The organism is Streptomyces sp. NPDC007164, from assembly GCF_040634135.1.
Lineage (GTDB): Bacteria > Actinomycetota > Actinomycetes > Streptomycetales > Streptomycetaceae > Streptomyces > Streptomyces sanglieri.
Genome location: NZ_JBEYFB010000005.1, coordinates 87874 through 104296, shown reverse-complemented (window position 1 = coordinate 104296; position 16423 = coordinate 87874). Strand labels below are relative to the sequence as shown.

At 70.4% G+C, this 16423-nt stretch carries 15 protein-coding genes; 12 read left to right on the top strand and 3 right to left on the bottom strand.

The window, feature by feature from the left end:
- The first annotated feature begins 1 nt into the window (after position 1).
- The 6 genes from hypF (at position 2) to ABZ622_RS10680 (ending at position 6933) form a co-directional block, all read left to right on the top strand.
- Positions 2–2554, top strand: coding sequence for a carbamoyltransferase HypF (hypF, locus tag ABZ622_RS10705; RefSeq protein WP_360542002.1), 2553 nt, complete (start codon positions 2–4; stop codon positions 2552–2554).
- A 56-nt stretch (positions 2555–2610) separates the two neighbouring features.
- Complete coding sequence (locus ABZ622_RS10700; RefSeq protein ID WP_266692350.1) at positions 2611–2907, top strand: HypC/HybG/HupF family hydrogenase formation chaperone; 297 nt, start codon at positions 2611–2613, stop codon at positions 2905–2907.
- Positions 2904–4007 (top strand): hydrogenase formation protein HypD, encoded by a 1104-nt coding sequence (hypD, locus tag ABZ622_RS10695; protein WP_360542001.1) that lies wholly within the window; start codon positions 2904–2906, stop codon positions 4005–4007. Before ABZ622_RS10700 ends, hypD begins: the two co-directional genes overlap by 4 nt.
- 8 nt (positions 4008–4015) lie before the next feature.
- Positions 4016–5104, top strand: a complete 1089-nt coding sequence (hypE, locus tag ABZ622_RS10690) for a hydrogenase expression/formation protein HypE (RefSeq protein ID WP_360542139.1) — start codon at positions 4016–4018, stop codon at positions 5102–5104.
- Positions 5105–5854, top strand: coding sequence for a DUF6390 family protein (locus ABZ622_RS10685; protein WP_360542000.1), 750 nt, complete (start codon positions 5105–5107; stop codon positions 5852–5854). It begins immediately after the preceding gene.
- A 509-nt stretch (positions 5855–6363) separates the two neighbouring features.
- Positions 6364–6933, top strand: a complete 570-nt coding sequence (locus tag ABZ622_RS10680; RefSeq protein ID WP_360541999.1) for a GNAT family N-acetyltransferase — start codon at positions 6364–6366, stop codon at positions 6931–6933.
- A 358-nt stretch (positions 6934–7291) separates the two neighbouring features.
- Here the strand turns inward: ABZ622_RS10680 and ABZ622_RS10675 are convergent, their stop codons facing one another.
- Positions 7292–7714 (bottom strand): secondary thiamine-phosphate synthase enzyme YjbQ, encoded by a 423-nt coding sequence (locus ABZ622_RS10675; RefSeq protein ID WP_360541998.1) that lies wholly within the window; start codon positions 7712–7714, stop codon positions 7292–7294.
- 92 nt (positions 7715–7806) lie between these two features.
- Here ABZ622_RS10675 and ABZ622_RS10670 point away from each other — a divergent pair, with 92 nt between their 5' ends.
- The 6 genes from ABZ622_RS10670 to ABZ622_RS10645 all read left to right on the top strand — a co-directional run bounded on the left by ABZ622_RS10670 (position 7807) and on the right by ABZ622_RS10645 (position 13291).
- The gene (locus tag ABZ622_RS10670; protein ID WP_356089011.1) at positions 7807–7890 is read left to right on the top strand and encodes a putative leader peptide; all 84 of its coding nucleotides are present in this window, start codon (positions 7807–7809) and stop codon (positions 7888–7890) included.
- 242 nt (positions 7891–8132) lie between these two features.
- The gene (locus ABZ622_RS10665) at positions 8133–8993 is read left to right on the top strand and encodes an ABC transporter permease (protein ID WP_360542138.1); all 861 of its coding nucleotides are present in this window, start codon (positions 8133–8135) and stop codon (positions 8991–8993) included.
- Positions 8966–9745, top strand: a complete 780-nt coding sequence (locus tag ABZ622_RS10660) for an ABC transporter ATP-binding protein (RefSeq protein ID WP_360541997.1) — start codon at positions 8966–8968, stop codon at positions 9743–9745. The genes ABZ622_RS10665 and ABZ622_RS10660 overlap by 28 nt, the downstream gene beginning before the upstream one ends.
- A 77-nt stretch (positions 9746–9822) precedes the next feature.
- Positions 9823–10851, top strand: coding sequence for an ABC transporter substrate-binding protein (locus ABZ622_RS10655; protein ID WP_360541996.1), 1029 nt, complete (start codon positions 9823–9825; stop codon positions 10849–10851).
- Positions 10848–12056, top strand: a complete 1209-nt coding sequence (locus tag ABZ622_RS10650; RefSeq protein WP_360541995.1) for an LLM class flavin-dependent oxidoreductase — start codon at positions 10848–10850, stop codon at positions 12054–12056. Before ABZ622_RS10655 ends, ABZ622_RS10650 begins: the two co-directional genes overlap by 4 nt.
- Before the next feature lie 122 nt (positions 12057–12178).
- A complete protein-coding gene (locus ABZ622_RS10645) occupies positions 12179–13291 on the top strand; it encodes an NAD(P)-binding domain-containing protein (RefSeq protein ID WP_360541994.1) in 1113 nt (370 codons plus the stop codon).
- Positions 13292–13303: 12 nt separating this feature from the next.
- On the opposite strand, the gene mltG is transcribed toward ABZ622_RS10645, so the two are convergent.
- Positions 13304–14158 (bottom strand): endolytic transglycosylase MltG, encoded by an 855-nt coding sequence (gene mltG, locus ABZ622_RS10640; protein ID WP_360541993.1) that lies wholly within the window; start codon positions 14156–14158, stop codon positions 13304–13306.
- A gap of 383 nt (positions 14159–14541) precedes the next feature.
- The gene (locus ABZ622_RS10635) at positions 14542–16347 is read right to left on the bottom strand and encodes an ABC transporter ATP-binding protein (RefSeq protein WP_360541992.1); all 1806 of its coding nucleotides are present in this window, start codon (positions 16345–16347) and stop codon (positions 14542–14544) included.
- Between the last annotated feature and the right edge of the window lie 76 nt (positions 16348–16423).

Sequence of the window (16423 nt, the reverse complement as noted above, 5' to 3'; positions counted from 1 at the left end):
CATGTGCCTAGGCATTCCTGGCCGCGTCGTGGAGATCGTGGACGGGTATGCGGGCCAGCTGGCTCTCGTGGACGTGGAGGGCGCCGAGCGCCGCGTCAACATCGGCATGCTCGACGAGGCGCCCGGTCGCGACGACTGGGTGCTTCTCCATATGGGCTTCGCAGTCGAGCTCATCGACCGGGCGAAGGCCCGGGAGGCCCTGTCGGGACTGGAGATGATGGGCCGCGGCCGGGAGCAGCGGATCCGGCGCAGATTCGAGGTGCGGGGCGTCGTGCAGGGCGTGGGCTTCCGGCCCTTCGTCTATGTCACCGCCTCGGAGCTGCTGCTCACGGGCTCGGTGACGAACACCGGCGACGGGGTGCTCGCCGAGGTCGAGGGAACGGCCGGGGCCGTGGAGGAGTTCGGCCGCCGTCTCCGCGCCGACGCCCCACCGCTCGCGGTCGTCGGGGAAGTGCGCACGAGCGAACAGCCGATCCGCGGCGGAACGGGCTTCGCCATCGAGCGGTCCAGCGCGTCCGGCCGGGCCAGGACGTTGGTCTCGCCCGACATCGCCACCTGCCGGGACTGTCTGGAGGAGCTGAACGATCCAGCGAACCGGCGCTACCGCCACCCCTTCATCACGTGCACGCACTGCGGCCCCCGGTTCACGATCGTCACTGGTCTTCCGTACGACCGCGCCGCCACCACGATGGCGGACTTCGAGATGTGCGGGGCCTGCCGGGCGGAGTACGAGGACCCACGCGACCGGCGCTTCCACGCCCAGCCGATCGCCTGCCCCGACTGCGGACCGCGGCTCGAACTCGTCGGCAAGGAAGGTGTGGTCGCGTCCCACGACGCCGACGCGCTGCGGACCGCGCGGAAGCTTCTCGCCGAGGGCGGGATCATCGCGGTCAAGGGCCTCGGCGGCTACCACCTGGTGTGCGACGCCCGCGACGACGCGGCGGTGGCGGATCTGCGCCGGCGCAAGCAGCGCGGTGGCAAACCGTTCGCGGTGATGGTGCCCGGCCTCGACGTCGCGCGTGAGCTGGTGACTCTCACGGCGGACGAGGAGGAGCTCCTGAGCGGTGGGCGTCGGCCGATCGTCCTTCTCCCCCGTCGCGCCGGCCGGCCCGAGGCGGGGGTGTCCGACGCGGTGGCGCCCGGCAGCCCCCACCTCGGACTGCTGCTGCCGTACACCCCGTTGCACTTCCTGCTCTTCGGGATCGGTGACGACCGGCCGGGCCCGGACGCGCTCGTGATGACGTCGGCCAATCTGTCGGGCGAGCCGATCGTCACCGACGACGGCGACGCGCTGACCGTCCTGGCACCGCTGGTCGATGCCTGGCTACGGCACGACCGGCGTATCCAGGTGCCGTGCGACGACTCGGTCAGCCGCTGGGCCGCCGGTGCCGAGCTGCCCCTGCGCCGCTCACGCGGATACGCTCCGCTGCCGCTCGCACTGCCCTTCGACGTGCCCCCGACGCTCGCCGTGGGCGCCGACCTGAAGAACACCTGCGCGCTGGCCGAGGGCCGCTACGCCTGGCTGAGCCAGCACATCGGCGATATGGACGACCTGTCCACGGTCGACGCCCTGACCCGGACCGAAACGCATCTGGAGGAACTCACCGGGGTGGCGCCCACCCGGCTGGTGGCCGACCTCCATCCCGGCTACCACTCCGGTGACTGGGCTCGCGCCCACGCGGGCGGGCGACCGGTCCGCACCGTGCAGCACCACCATGCGCACATCGCGTCCGTGATGGCGGAGCACGGCCTGGGCGCGGACGAGCGCGTGATCGGCATCGCCTTCGACGGCACGGGCTACGGCGCCGACGGGTCGGCCTGGGGCGGCGAGGTCCTGGTGGCCGGCTACGCGTCGTTCAGCAGGGCCGCGCACCTGGGCTGCGTACCGCTGGCCGGGGGCGACGCGAGTGTGCTGCGGCCGTACCGGATGGCCCTCGCACATCTGCACGCGGCCGGCATCCCCTGGGACGACGACATGCCCGCGGTCCGTGCCTGTCCGCCCGCCGAACGCGACGTACTGGCCCATCAGTTCGCCACCGGATTCGGCTGCGTGCCCACGTCGGGCATGGGCCGGCTCTTCGACGCGGTCGCGTCCCTGGCCGGCGTCCGCCACGTGGTGGCGTACGAGGCGGAGGCGGCGATGGAACTGGAAGGGCTGGCCCGCACCGCGGCAGCCGGCCCCGCGGCACCGGAGGGTGGCTACTGCTTCGGCATCCGGCCCGGGAACAGGGAGGAACCCGCCGTCGCGGATCCGGGCCCGGTCGTCCGGGCCGTGGTGTCGGACGTACGGGACGGCGTTCCGGCCGGGCTGATCGCCGCGCGCTTCCACACCGCCGTCGCCGCTCTGGCCGTCCGCCTCGCGGACCTCTGCCACAAGCGCACCGGTCTCGGCACCGTGGCGCTGGGCGGCGGGGTCTTCCAGAACGCCGTGCTGCTCCAGGCGACACAACGCGGCCTGACCGAGCGGGGCTTCACCGTCCTGCGGCCGCGCCTGCTCCCCCCGAACGACGGCGGGATCGCCCTCGGCCAGCTCATGATCGCCGCATCGGGCTGACGTTGCCGCACGACCGTACCGCCTGCCTCAAGAGGGATCCACAGAGGAGAGGGACCATGTGTCTGGCTGTTCCGGGGCGTGTCCTCAGTACCGCCGAAGTCGATGGCACCGTGATGGCCGAGGTCGATTTCGGCGGGGTGCGCAAGGAGGTGTGCCTCCAGTACATCCCCGATGCGACCGTCGGTGAATACGTCATCGTGCACGTCGGTTTCGCCATCCAGCGCCTCGACGAACGGTCGGCCCTGGACACTCTCGCCGACTTCGAGCGGCTCGGCATCCTGGCCGAGGAGTTCGGAGACGGCTTCGAACGCGCAGCCCAACAGGGAGCCTCTCCCGAAGGAGTCGGCCGGTGAAGTACCTCGACGAGTTCAGTGACCCCGATGTCGCGAAGAAGCTGATCGACCGGATCCACGCGGCCACCACGCAGAAGTGGGCGCTGATGGAGGTCTGCGGCGGCCAGACCCACTCCATCATCCGGCACGGCATCGACCAACTGCTGCCGGACAGTGTGGAGATGATCCACGGACCGGGATGTCCCGTCTGCGTCACCCCGCTGGAGACCATCGACCGGGCGCTGGCGATCGCCGCCCGTCCCGGCGTCATCTTCTGCTCGTTCGGCGACATGCTGCGCGTGCCCGGCAGCAGCCAGGACCTCTTCTCCGTCAAGAGCGCCGGCGGCGACGTACGCGTGGTGTACTCGCCCCTCGACGCGCTGAAGCTCGCCCGGGAGAATCCCGACCGCGAAGTCGTCTTCTTCGGGATCGGGTTCGAGACCACCGCCCCCGCGAACGCCATGACGGTGTACCAGGCCCAGCGGCTCGGGGTGCGGAACTTCTCCCTGTTGGTGTCCCATGTTCTGGTGCCGCCGGCGATCGCCGCGATCATGGAGTCCTCGACGTGCCGGGTGCAGGCGTTCCTCGCCGCAGGCCACGTGTGCAGCGTGATGGGGACGGCCGAGTACCCGCCGCTGGCCCGGAAGTACAAGGTCCCGATCGTGGTCACCGGCTTCGAACCGCTGGACATCCTCGAAGGGGTCCGCCGGACCGTCGTCCAACTGGAGGCGGGCCGGCACGAGGTGGAGAACGCCTACCCCAGGGCCGTACGCGAGGAGGGCAATGTGCCCGCCATGGAGATGCTCGCCGATGTCTTCGAGGTGACCGACCGGACCTGGCGGGGCATCGGGGCGATTCCCCGCAGCGGCTGGCGGCTCTCCGAGAAGTACCGGGCGTTCGACGCGGAGCAGCGGTTCGACGTGACGGACATTCGCACCGCCGAGTCGTCGCTCTGCCGCTCGGGCGAGGTCCTCCAGGGCCTGATCAAGCCGCATCTGTGCGAGGCGTTCGGCAAGGAGTGCACGCCGAGGAACCCGCTCGGCGCGACCATGGTGTCGTCCGAGGGCGCGTGCGCCGCGTACTACACCCACCGCCGCCTCGAACTGGTCGATGCGAAGTGACTGACGCGATGCAGGACGTGACCGCCTTGGTGAACGAGGTTCCCGACCTCGACTTCGACGGATGGGCCTGCCCAGTACCGCTGCGGGACATCCCGTCCGTCGTCATGGGCCACGGGGGCGGCGGCGCGATGTCCGGTGAGCTGATCGAGCACCTGTTCCTGCCCGCGTACGGTGCCGCTGCCGCCGCCGACCTCGGTGACTCGGCCGTCCTGACGGTCGGCTCCGGCCCCCGCCTCGCGTTCTCCACGGACTCGTTCGTGGTGAAGCCGATGTTCTTCCCCGGCGGGTCGATCGGTGACCTGGCTGTGAACGGCACGGTCAACGACCTGGCCATGTCGGGTGCGACACCCCTGTTCCTGTCCACCGCGTTCATCCTCGCGGAGGGCACCGCGCTGAGCGCCGTCGGCCGGATCGCGCAGGCCGTGGGCCGGGCCGCCGAGGACGCCGGCGTACGCCTGGTCACCGGGGACACGAAAGTCGTGGAGCACGGCAGTGGTGACGGCGTCTACCTCAACACCTCGGGCATCGGCATGATCCCTCCCGGTGTCGACATCCACGCGCGCCGGGCACGCCCCGGCGACGCGGTGCTCATCAGCGGCGACATCGGTGTGCACGGTGTGGCGGTGATGAGCTGCCGGGAAGGCCTCGACTTCGGCACGACGGTGGAGAGCGACACCGCCGCGCTGCACCGGCTGGTCGCCGCCATGCTCGCCACCGGTACCGACCTCCATGTGCTCCGGGATCCCACGCGCGGGGGCGTCTCGGCTTCGCTGAACGAGATCGCCCGCGCCTCGGACGTGGGCGTCGAGCTGGTCGAGCGGCTGCTTCCCGTACCGCCCGCGGTGCGCGACGCGTGCAGCCTGCTCGGGCTCGACCCGCTCCAAGTGGCCAATGAAGGAAAACTGATCGCGATCGTCCCGGCCGAGGACGCGGACCGGGTACTGGCCGCGATGCGGGCCCATCCCCTGGGCCGGTCCGCCTGCTGGATCGGCAGCTGCGTTCCGGATCACGCCGGGATGGTCGTGGCGCAGACGGGGCTGGGCGGGAGCCGGGTGATCGGGCTGCCGATCGGCGAACAACTACCGAGGATCTGCTGAGTGAGTACCGAGGGCGCCCTCCTGTTCGCGCGATACGCCTACCCGCCCAACGAGCTCGGCTACTGCGGTCCGGCCGACGCGGCGGCCCTGCTGCGCCGTGACGCGACCGCCGACATCGAGCGGCGGGCCCGGCAGTTCGAGGGTGCCTGGTGCTATCTCCAGTTCCTCGCGGAGACGGCCGGGCTGGCGGACCCGCTCGACGTGCGGGTGGTCGAGGCGTACTGGATCGGCAACGAACTGCTGGACCGGGCCGATCCCGCCGCTCTGGTGGAGCGCATGACCGACCGGTTCCGGGGACAGCTCGGCGGTACCTGGCGCGACGCAGGCCGGCGGGCCCTGGCCCATCACAGCTTCCAGGTGTTCGAGGTGTATCCGTGGGCCCCGATGCTTCGGTCGGCAGGCCGTCCGACCGCCCTGTCCGTGCTCGACCAGTGCCGCATCCGTACGGGAGTGGTCGTGGCCGCCGACAGGGACATCGCGACCGTGCGGTCACGCCCGCTGTGCTGGGACGGTGCGGGGCTGGCCGACGGCGCGTGGCGGGAGGAGTCCGTACGCTGCTCGGCCGGTGGGCTGACGCTGCTCGACGGGCTGGCCGCCGGTGACCGGGTGGCGCTGCACTGGGACTGGGTGTGCGATGTGATCACCGACGAGCAGGCCCTGCGCATCGAACTCCTTGAGGAGCGCCGACGCATCGACCTGGGCCTCTCGTCCTCCGACCCGAGCGTCGGCGTCCACGGCGCTCCGGGCTGATGCCCGACGGCTCCGTCGATTCCTGGCCCGGCAGGCCGGATCGAGGCGATACTGGACGGCCATCCTCCTTGCCCGGGTCCTCACGTCGATGCCCGGCGCCGGCGTCAGGACCACAGCCTTCCTGGCCACGGTCGGCGACGGAACCTTCTGCACCTTCTACGAAGTCGAACCCCGCGCCTCGCTCGACGAAAGACGTGGAGGCACTCCCGGCCGCGATGTTGTGCGCCCTCGGGCGGGAGCCGACCGTGAACCTTCACGATCGATGGGGAAGACATCCATGATTCGGACCGTCCACGGCCCGGAGTGGCGGCAGGTCCCGCCGGTTGTACTGAGCATGCTGGTCGAAGCGCGTGACTAGGAGCGTTGGTCAGTAGACAACTCCTGGAATGCCGCGCCTCGTGGTGAAGTGCGGCTGCCGAGCGCTGCTCTTGAAAAGGCGTGGCTGCCGGGCAGTCGTGATGCGACAATCCGTCCGCAACTTGATCCACATCCGCGTCCCGGAGGTCCGCATGGACATCGCCTCGCTGCTGCCGTTGACCACATCCCGGTTGTCGCTGCGTCTGTTCACTCCCGGCGACGCCGACGACCTGTACGCCTACCAGAGCCTGCCGAGCGTGGCGCGCTACTTGTACCGGCCGGCGCACACGCGTGAGCGCAGCGAGCAGGTCGCCGCCGAGCGTGCGGGGCAGACGGCCTGGCGCGCCGACGGGGACAAGCTGGCGCTCGCTGTCTGCCGACGCGACGAGCCCGGCGTCCTTGGCGAGGTGAGCCTCGCCCTGGCCGATGCCCGCGCCTCCCAGGCCGAGATCGGCTGGACTCTCGACCCGGGTCACCAGGGGCACGGCTACGCGACCGAGGCGGCTGCGGCGCTGGCCGGGTTTGCCTTCGACACGCTGGGCGTGCACCGGCTCTACGCACGGCTGGATGTGGAGAACACCGGGTCTGTGCGGGTCTGTGAGCGCCTCGGGATGCGCCGGGAGGCGCACCTGGTCGAGAACGACCTCGACGGGGATCGCTGGGGCAGCGAGTACATCTACGCGGCGCTGTCCGCGGATCTTGGCAGTCGATCAGGCGATTGAGCCCGACGCCGCCTCCTGTTCGTGATCTTCCGTACGGGAGAATCCTGGTATGCCTGGTGGGGATGGCCTGTTCGAGGTGGATCCGGCGGCGACGGTGAAGCCGGAGACCTGGCGGCCGAAACCGTGCGGCCGGAGGACAAGGCGCAGGCCAACTTCACCGGCCCCGAATCGCGCATCATGAAGAACGGGGCCGGCGCGTTCATCCAGGCCCACAACGCCCAGGCCGACTGCACACCAAACCCGGACGCGCCGTCTGCGTCCAACGCAAAGCCATCGTCGAACCCGTCTTCGGGCAGGTCGGAACCCCGGACTGGCCGCCGCCCGAACCTGAGCGCTTGCTCGTTACCGGCCCACGCTCCTAGCCGAGGAAGCTCAGGCGCACCTGACGGTTGGTGTTGCTCGTGTTCGTGTCGACCAGGCACACCGACTGCCACGTCCCCAGTTCCAGCCGTCCGCCGATCACCGGCAGCGTCGCATGCGGTGGGACGAGGGCGGGGAGTACGTGGTCGCGGCCGTGGCCGGGGTTGCCGTGGCGGTGTTGCCAGCGGTCGTCGGCGGGCAGCAGGGTATGGAGGGTGGCCAGGAGGTCGTCGTCGCTGCCCGATCCGGTCTCCAGGATGGCGATGCCGGCGGTCGCGTGGGGTACGAAGATGTTGAGCAGGCCGTCCCTCGAAGCGGCATTCCGGGTGAGGAAGTGCTCGCATTCGGCGGTCAGGTCGGTGATGGTCTCCGTCGTGCCGGTGGTGATGTGCAGGACGCTGGTGGCGAAGGCGTGGGGCATGGGTCCATCATCTCGCCCAATCGGCAAGATCGCGCGTCCACCTGGCGAGACATCATTGACCGTTTCAGTGGTGGATAGCTACGTTCGGCGGCATGTTCCGTTCAGCCCTGCTCACTTCGCGCGGTCACATCGACCTGCTGCGGGTGGCCTCCGCCGCGTGTCGTCACGGCTGCTGACGTTCCTTCAGCTCCTTCTCCGTCGCGTCGGTGACCAGGCGTTTCTTCCGTCTGTTCCCGCTGCCGTACGCGCCTGCCCGTACGCGCGCCGACGTGTCCCGCCCCGTCCGCCGCTCGGCGTGACCCCTGTGCCGTAACGGCAGCAGTGGTTCGCGCGGCCGTGGTCGCGGTGCGACTCCCCCTGCCCGTGGACTGCTCGTGGAGCCCTCATGACCATCGGCCATGCCCTCGCACCACCGGATATGTCTTCAGAATCCGGGAAATTGCCAGTTTCTTCCGATCGGCGGTCGCTCGACCTGGAGCCCGTCGTTCCGGCCTCCGTGCGGAGTGTGCGCCTGGGTGCGCCGCCCCGTTGGGTTCGGCGTGCTGTCGGCCCGTTGCTGTTGCTCGCGTTGTGGCAGGTGCTCAGTGCCACCGGTGTTCTGCACGCCGATGTGCTCGCGTCGCCCGGCACCATCGCCCGCGCCGGATCGGATCTGATCGCCGACGGGACACTGCCGTCCGCGATGGGGATCTCGCTCCAGCGGGTCGCCGTCGGGCTGGTGCTCGGGGGTGCCGTCGGGACGGCGCTCGCGCTGGTTTCCGGGCTCTCCCGGCTCGGCGAGGATCTGGTGGACGCGAGTGTGCAGATGCTGCGCACCGTCCCCTGGGTCGGGCTGATCCCACTCTTCATCATCTGGCTGGGGATCGGCGAAGCCCCGAAGGTGGCGCTCATCGCGCTCGGCGTCGCCTTTCATCTGTATCTCAATGTGTACGCGGGCATTCGCGGAGTCGATGCCCAACTCGTCGAGGCCGGTGAGTCATTGGGGCTCGGGCGGTGGGGTCTGATCCGGCATGTGGTGCTGCCGGGCGCGCTGCCCGGGGCCATGACCGGGCTCCGCTACTCGCTCGCCACCGCATGGCTGGCCCTGGTCTTCGGCGAGTCCGTCAACGCCGATGCCGGGATCGGCTTCCTGATGAACCAGGCCCGGGAGTTCTTCCGTACGGACGTCATCGTCGTCTGCCTGGTCGTCTACGCCTTCCTCGGCCTCGCCGCCGATGTCATCGTCCGCACACTCGAAAGGCTGCTGCTGCAATGGCGACCGACCTTCACGGGGCAGTGAGCCCCGCCGCTCCGGCCGGACCGGCCGAGACCGCGGTGCGGGTGGCGGGACTGACCCGTTCCTTCGGCGGCGCGGCCGTCATCGACGGGCTCGATCTCACCCTGCGCGCCGGGGAGTTCACCGCACTGCTCGGGCGCAGCGGCTGCGGGAAGTCGACGCTGCTGCGGGTGCTCGCCGGGCTGGACCGCGAGATCGAGGGCACGGTGCTGGTGCCGAAACGGCGGGCGGTCGCCTTCCAGGCGCCGCGGCTCATGCCGTGGAAGCGGGTCTGGCGCAATGTGCTGCTGGGACTGCCCGGGAAGCCCGAACGGGCGGTCGCTGAGCGTGCGTTGGACGAGGTCGGGCTCGCGGAGCGGTCCGGGGCGTGGCCCAGGACGCTCTCCGGCGGTGAGGCTCAGCGCGCCTCGCTGGCCCGCGCCCTGGTGCGTGAGCCGGATCTGCTGCTGCTGGACGAACCGTTCGGCGCACTCGACGCGTTGACCCGGATCAAGGCGCAGCGACTGGTGGCCGAGCTCTGGCAGCGACGCGGCTGCGCCGTACTGCTGGTCACCCACGATGTGGACGAGGCGCTGCTGCTGGCCGACCGCGCGCTGGTGATGCGGGACGGGGCGATCGCGTACGACACACCCGTCGATCTGGACCGGCCGCGCGGCGCGAGCAGTGCCGGGTTCGCCACGTTGCGCTCCCGGCTGCTGACCGAGCTGGGCGTCGACGGCGACGCCGGTGGCGCCGCATCCGTCGCGGCCGCCTGAGACAGGGACCGTCCGTCGGTCGCCCCACGGGCGCCCGTCCACCCCGCCCGCCTCCGCGCACGACGAAAGAGGATCCGATGAGAAGTCGCGCCCTGCCCGCCCTCCTGCTGCCACTCGCTCTGCTGCTGTCCGCCTGCGGCGGTGCCACGTCCGCCTCCACCACCGGTGACACCGACGGGAAGGGCGGTGTCGTCCTCGACGTCGGTGACCAGAAGGGTGGCTACGAAGCGATTCTGCGGGCCTCCGGTGAGCTGGACGATCTCGACTACCGGATCAAGTGGTCGACCTTCACCTCGGGCCCGCCCCTCCTCGAAGCCGTCAACGCCAAGGCCGTGGACCTCGGGGGCGTCGGCAACACGCCGCCCGTCTTCGCGGCGGGCTCCGATTCCAGGATCGTCGTGGTGGGCGCCGCGCACGGATCGTCCGCCGGTGAGGCCATCGTCGTACCCGAGGACTCGCCGCTGAAGTCCCCGGCCCAGCTCAAGGGCAGGTCGATCGCGGTGGCTCAGGGCAGTTCGGCCCACTACCAGCTGATCGCCTCGCTGAAGAAGGCGGGACTCGGCATCGAGGACGTGAAGCCGAAGTACCTTCAGCCGGCGGACGCGCTGGCCGCGTACAGCCGGGGCAAGGTCGACGCCTGGGCGATCTGGGATCCGTACACCTCGCAGGTGCTGCGCGGCACGAAGTCCCGGGTGCTGACCACCGGTCGGGGCGTCGTGAACGGTCTCAGCTTCCAGGTGGCGTCGCCGGCCGCGCTGAAGGATCCCGCGAAGTCCGGGGCGATCGGCGATCTGCTGGTCCGGCTACAGCGGGCGCAGTCCTGGGTGTTCGAGCATCCGGAGGCCTGGGCGAAGGTCTGGGCGAAGGAGACCGGACTGCCGTACGAGGTGGCCATGGACGCGGTCAGGCTCAGTGCCGGAACCCGGGTGTCCGTGGCCCTCGATCCTGCCGCGATCGCCTCCGAGCAGGCGATCGCGGACACCTTCGCCGATCTGAAGCTCATTCCGCGGCGCTTCTCCTTCAAGGAGTACGTGGACACCCGTTTCAACCGCGATCTGCCGCCGTCCTCCACCGCTCCCCGCTCCTACGGAAAGGCCTCGTCATGAATGTCCATCTGCACTGGTTCCTGCCCACCGGCGGTGACGGGCGTACGCTCGTCGACCGGCACGCGTACACCGATGGCGGGATCGGGCGGGACCGGATCACTCCGGTGAGCGGGGTGCGCGCCCCCGACATCGAGTATCTGGCGCAGATCGCCAAGGCCGCCGAGCAGTTGGGCTTCGAAGCCGTGCTGACGCCCACCGGCACCTGGTGCGAGGACGCCTGGCTGACGACGGTGGCGCTGGCCCAGCACACCGAACGGCTGAAGTTCCTGGTGGCGTTCCGACCGGGGGTGATCTCGCCCGTGCTGGCCGCGCAGATGGCGTCGACCTATCAGCGGATCACCCGGGGGCGGCTGCTGCTCAATGTCGTCACGGGTGGGGATTCGACGGAGCAGCGGCGGTTCGGTGACCACCTGGACCACGACCGGCGTTACGCACGGACCGCCGAGTTCCTGTCGGTGGTGCGGGGTGTGTGGGGCGGGCGGCCCTTCGACTACGACGGTGAGCACTTCCAGGTGGAGGGCGGGCTGACCGCGCTGCCGCCGGACCCGCTGCCGGACATCTTCTTCGGCGGGTCGTCGGCTGCGGCCGGGCCGGTGGCCGCGGCTCATGCCGATGTCTATCTGACCTGGGGCGAGCCGCCGGCCGCGGTGAAGGAGAAGATCGACTGGATCCGTGGTCTGGCCGAGGAGCAGGGCCGTACGGTCCGCTTCGGCATCCGGCTGCACACGATCTCGCGCGACTCCTCGCGCGAGGCATGGGCGACGGCCGACCGGCTGCTGGGCGATCTCGACCCCGCGACGATCGCCGCCGCCCAGCAGGCGCTGGGGCGGAGCGAGTCGGTCGGGCAGCAGCGGATGCTGGCGCTGCACGGTGGCTCGCGCGACAAGCTGGAGATCTCGCCGAACCTGTGGGCGGGCGTCGGTCTGGTCCGGGGCGGGGCCGGCACCGCGCTGGTGGGCAGTCATGCGGAGGTCGCCGACCGGATCGAGGAGTACCACTCGCTGGGTGTGGAGCACTTCGTGCTGTCCGGTTATCCGCATCTGGAGGAGGCGTACTGGTTCGGCGAGGGTGTGACACCCGAGCTGGCGGGGCGCGGCCTGCTGTCGACGGTGCCCGCGTCGCCGCTGCTCGGGGTGGCTGCCGTGAACGGGAGGCCGGCGTCCGCGCCGGGCGGTGCGCCGCTGCTGGTCGCCGGGGGCCGCTGACCGGTCGGAGCGGCCGAAGACCGGCGGGGGGGCAGGGCCGGGTCTGCACGGCGGAAGCCGGCGGTCGATCAGGGAAGATCCTCACCCCCGACGGGGTTGGTAGAAGCGTGAACAACTTTGGGGTGGGCGCAGCACGCGAGGTCGATGTCGTCGTGATCGGCGCCGGGCAGGCAGGACTGTCCGGCGCCTACCATCTGCGCCGCACCGGCCTGGAGCCGGATCGCGACTTCGTCGTGCTCGACCACGCCCCACACCCGGGCGGCGCCTGGCAGTTCCGCTGGCCCTCGCTGACCTACGGCAAGGTCCACGGCATGCATTCACTGCCCGGCATGGAACTCACCGGAGCGGACGACGCCCGGCCCTCCTCCGAGGTGATCGGTGAGTACTTCGCCGAGTACGAGCGCACCTTCGGCCTACGGGTCCACCGGCCCGTCGAGGTGAGCGCGGTGCGCGAGGGCGACGGCGGGCGGCTGCTGGTCGAGAGCTCGGAGGGTACGTACGCCACCCGTGCCCTGATCAACGCCACCGGCACCTGGGACCGGCCGTTCTGGCCGCGCTACCCGGGTCAGGAGAGTTTCCGGGGGCGGCAGCTGCACACCGCGAACTACCCGGGTCCGGCGGAGTTCGCCGGACAGCGTGTGGTGGTGGCCGGTGGCGGTGCCTCGGGTACACAGCATCTGATGGAGATCGCCGAGGTGGCGGCCGAGACGTACTGGGTGACGCGTCGGCCGCCGGTCTTCCGGGACGGCCCCTTCGACGAGGACCTGGGGCGGGCCGCGGTGGCGATGGTGGAGGAACGGGTGCGGCGCGGGCTGCCGCCGCAGAGTGTGGTGTCCGTGACCGGGCTGCCGCTCACGGACGCGGTGCGGCGGGCCCGCGAGACGGGTGTGCTGGACCGGCTCCCGATGTTCGACCGGATCACTCCGAACGGGGTGGCGTGGGACGACGGCCGGACGGTCGAGGCGGATGTCCTCCTCTGGGCCACCGGATTCCGGGCCGCCATCGACCATCTCGCGCCGCTGAAGCTGCGCGAGCCGGGCGGTGGCATCCGGGTCGAGGGCACCCGGGCGGTGCGGGACGCGCGTATCCATCTCGTCGGCTACGGGCCGTCCGCCAGCACGATCGGAGCCAACCGGGCGGGGCGGGCGGCGGTGCGCGAGATCGGCCGACTGCTGGACGGGGCGGACACGGTGGCGATGGACGCCGAAGAGGTGTTCGCGCCCGCCGTGGTGTGACGGCGCGGCTGTTCAGCCGCCGGAGGCGCTGCGGCGGTTGCGGTTGAACTCCGCCACGTTCCGCTGCTGTTCCGTGTAGCTGCTGGTGAAGCGGGTGTCCCCCGGCGCGACCGTGACGAAGTACAGCCACGCTCCGGGAGTGGGGTTGATCGCCGCTGTCATCGCCTGCTCCCCCGGGTTCCCGATGGGCGTGGGAGGCAGCCCCTTGTGCTCATAGCTGTTGTACGGGCTGTCGATCTTCGTGTCGCTCGTGGTGGTGTGCAGGGTGCTGCGGTTCAGCGCGTAGTTGAGCGTGGAGTCCATCTGGAGCGGCATGCCCCGCTCCAGCCGGTTGTGGACGACCCTGGCGACCTTGCCCATGTCGGCCGTGGTGTCCGCCTCGGCCTGCACGATGGAGGCGATCGTCACCGTCTGGTACACCGACACACCGTTGCGCTGTGCGCCCGCGGAGATGTGGTCCGCGCCGAATCGTTGCACCGCGGTGTCGACCATGTACCTGAGCAGGCTCTGCGGGGTCGTGTCAGAGGTGATCGGGTACGTGGCCGGGAAGAGGTAGCCCTCGGGGTTGCCCTTTGCCTCGGCCGGGAGCGGCAGGTCCGCCGTGGTGGCGGCCTTCCCGGTGGTGCCGGGCTCGACGTCGAGGGACTTGTCGACCGCCTCGTAGACCTGGGAGGCCCGCCGTCCCTCGGGGATCAACAGCGAGCGGGCCCGCTCGACCTGCGGCCCCCTCGTCAGCAGCGGTACGAGCACGGCCGCTGCCACGACCAGTACGAGGACGATGCCGATGCCGATGAACAGCGCCAGACGGCCGCGCCGGGTCGGGCGGAGAGTGCGACGGGGCGGGGTGTCCGGCGATTCGTTCACCATGCGGGAACGCTATCCCGCCGTCCGGGACCCGGACCCGGACGACACGGGCCCGCAGTTCCTGAATGGAACACACGAACAGGGGATCGGATGTTCGCTGGAACGCGTGATCGTTCCAGGATTCGTTGCTCAACTCCCCTGCGGCGCTGGATGATTACAGGGCGCAAGCGACGGGCTGCAGACCGCGACTGTGCTGTCCCAGATTTGCAATACGCACAAGGAGAAACACCGAATGAACGTCATCACCAACCTGCTCGCCGGCGTCATCCACTTCGTGGGCTGGCTCGTCTGACCATCGCTCCGCCCGGCGCCGTCGCTCCCCGTCCCACGGGAGCGGCGGCGTCGCCGCGTGTCCGGCCTCGACGGGGCACCCCCGACACCACCGATCAGCTGGTCGCGGGGGCCAGTTGGGTGTCCCGCCGGACCAGCGCGGCATAACGCCCGCCCCGCTGCAGGAGTTCCTCATGGCTGCCGCGCTCGGCGGTGCGGCCGTGGTCCAGGACGACGATCTGGTCGGCGTCGCGAACGGTGGAGAGCCGGTGCGCGATGGTAATGGTGGTGCGCCCCTCGGAGAGGGCGTCGATCGCTTCCTGCACGGCGAATTCCGTACGGGTGTCGAGGGCGCTCGTCGCCTCGTCGAGCACCAGGACGGGCGGGTCGCGCAGAATCGTGCGGGCGATGGCGAGCCGCTGCTTCTCGCCGCCGGAGAAGCGGTAGCCGCGTTCTCCGACGAGGGTGTCATAGCCGTCGGGCAGTGAGGCGATGTGGTCGTGGATCTGGGCCGCACGGGCCGCCGCCTCGATCTCCGCGTCGGTGGCGTCCGGCTTGGCGAAGCGCAGATTGTCGGCGACCGAGGCATGGAAGAGGTAGGTCTCCTGGGAGACCACACCCACGGCTCTTGCCAGGGTGTCGAAGTCCAGATCGCGTACGTCCACGCCGTCGAGCGTGACCCGGCCGGCGGTGACGTCGTAGAGCCTGGGCACCAGATAGCTGAGCGTGGACTTGCCGGACCCGGTCGGTCCGACGACCGCCAGGCTGCCGCCGGCCGGGACGGTCACATCGATGCCACTGAGGGTCGGGCCGCTCTTCTCGTCGTAGCTGAAATCGACGTCTTCGAAGCGGATCTCGCCGCGGATCTTCTCCAGCCGGACCGGGCTCTCGGGCTCGGTGATGTCCACTTCGAGGTCGAGGTATTCGAAGATCCGCTGGAAGAGCGCGAGGGAGGTCTGCATGTCCACACCGGTCGAGAGCAGGCTCACTGCGGGGCGGAAGAGGCCCTGCTGGAGCGAGACGAAGGCGACGAGCGTACCGATGGAGACGGCCGGTCCGCCGGACTGCAGGGCGAGGCCCGCTGCCCAGTAGATGACCGCGGGCATGGCGGCCATGACGATGCCGATCGTGGACATCCGCCACCGCCCGGCCATGCTGGAGCGCACTTCGAGGTCGACGAGCTTCTCGGACTCCTCGGCGAAGCCCTTGGTCAGGGAGTCCGCGCGGCCCATCGTCCGGCCGAGCAGGATGCCGCTGACTGAGAGCGACTCCGTGACCGTGGCCGCCATGGCGGCCATCTGCTTCTGGCGCCGGGTGGTGATCTTCTTGCGCTCACGGCCGACCCGGCGGCTGATCCAGACGAAGACCGGCAGCAGCAGGAGCGAGACCAGGGTCAGCCGCCAGTCGAGGGCCAGCATGGCGACGACCGTGGCGATGACGGCGGTGAGGTTGGAGACCAGCGACGTCGCCGTGGAGGTGACGGTCGCCTGCATGCCGCCGATGTCGTTGGCGATGCGGGACTGCACCTCGCCGGTGCGGGTCCGGGTGAAGAAGGCCAACGGCATCCGCTGCAACTGGGCGTATACGGCGGTGCGCAGGTCGTGCATGACCCGCTGGCCGACCGTGGTGGAGATCAGGGTCTGCAGGACACCGAAGACGCTGTTCATCACGGCGGTGAGGATCATGCCGAGGGCGAGCAGCGACAGCAGTCCCGTACGCCGCTGGGGAATGGCCGTGTCCAGGATCTCGCGCAGCAGGAACGGGGAGGCGACCGACACCAGGGACGAGGCGCCGACCAGCAGCCCGACCAGCGCGAGCCGGCCTCGGTAGGGGTGGAAGAGGCGCAGGATGCGGCGCACCTCGGCGGGCGGACGGCTCTCGTCCCGCGGTGGGGGTGTCCAGTTGATCGCGTCGGGTTTCATGGGCTCCTTCGTCGGGCGTGCGGCGGCCGTGGCCGGTGCAGGGACTCGATGGGCTCAAGGGACAGGAGCGGAGAAT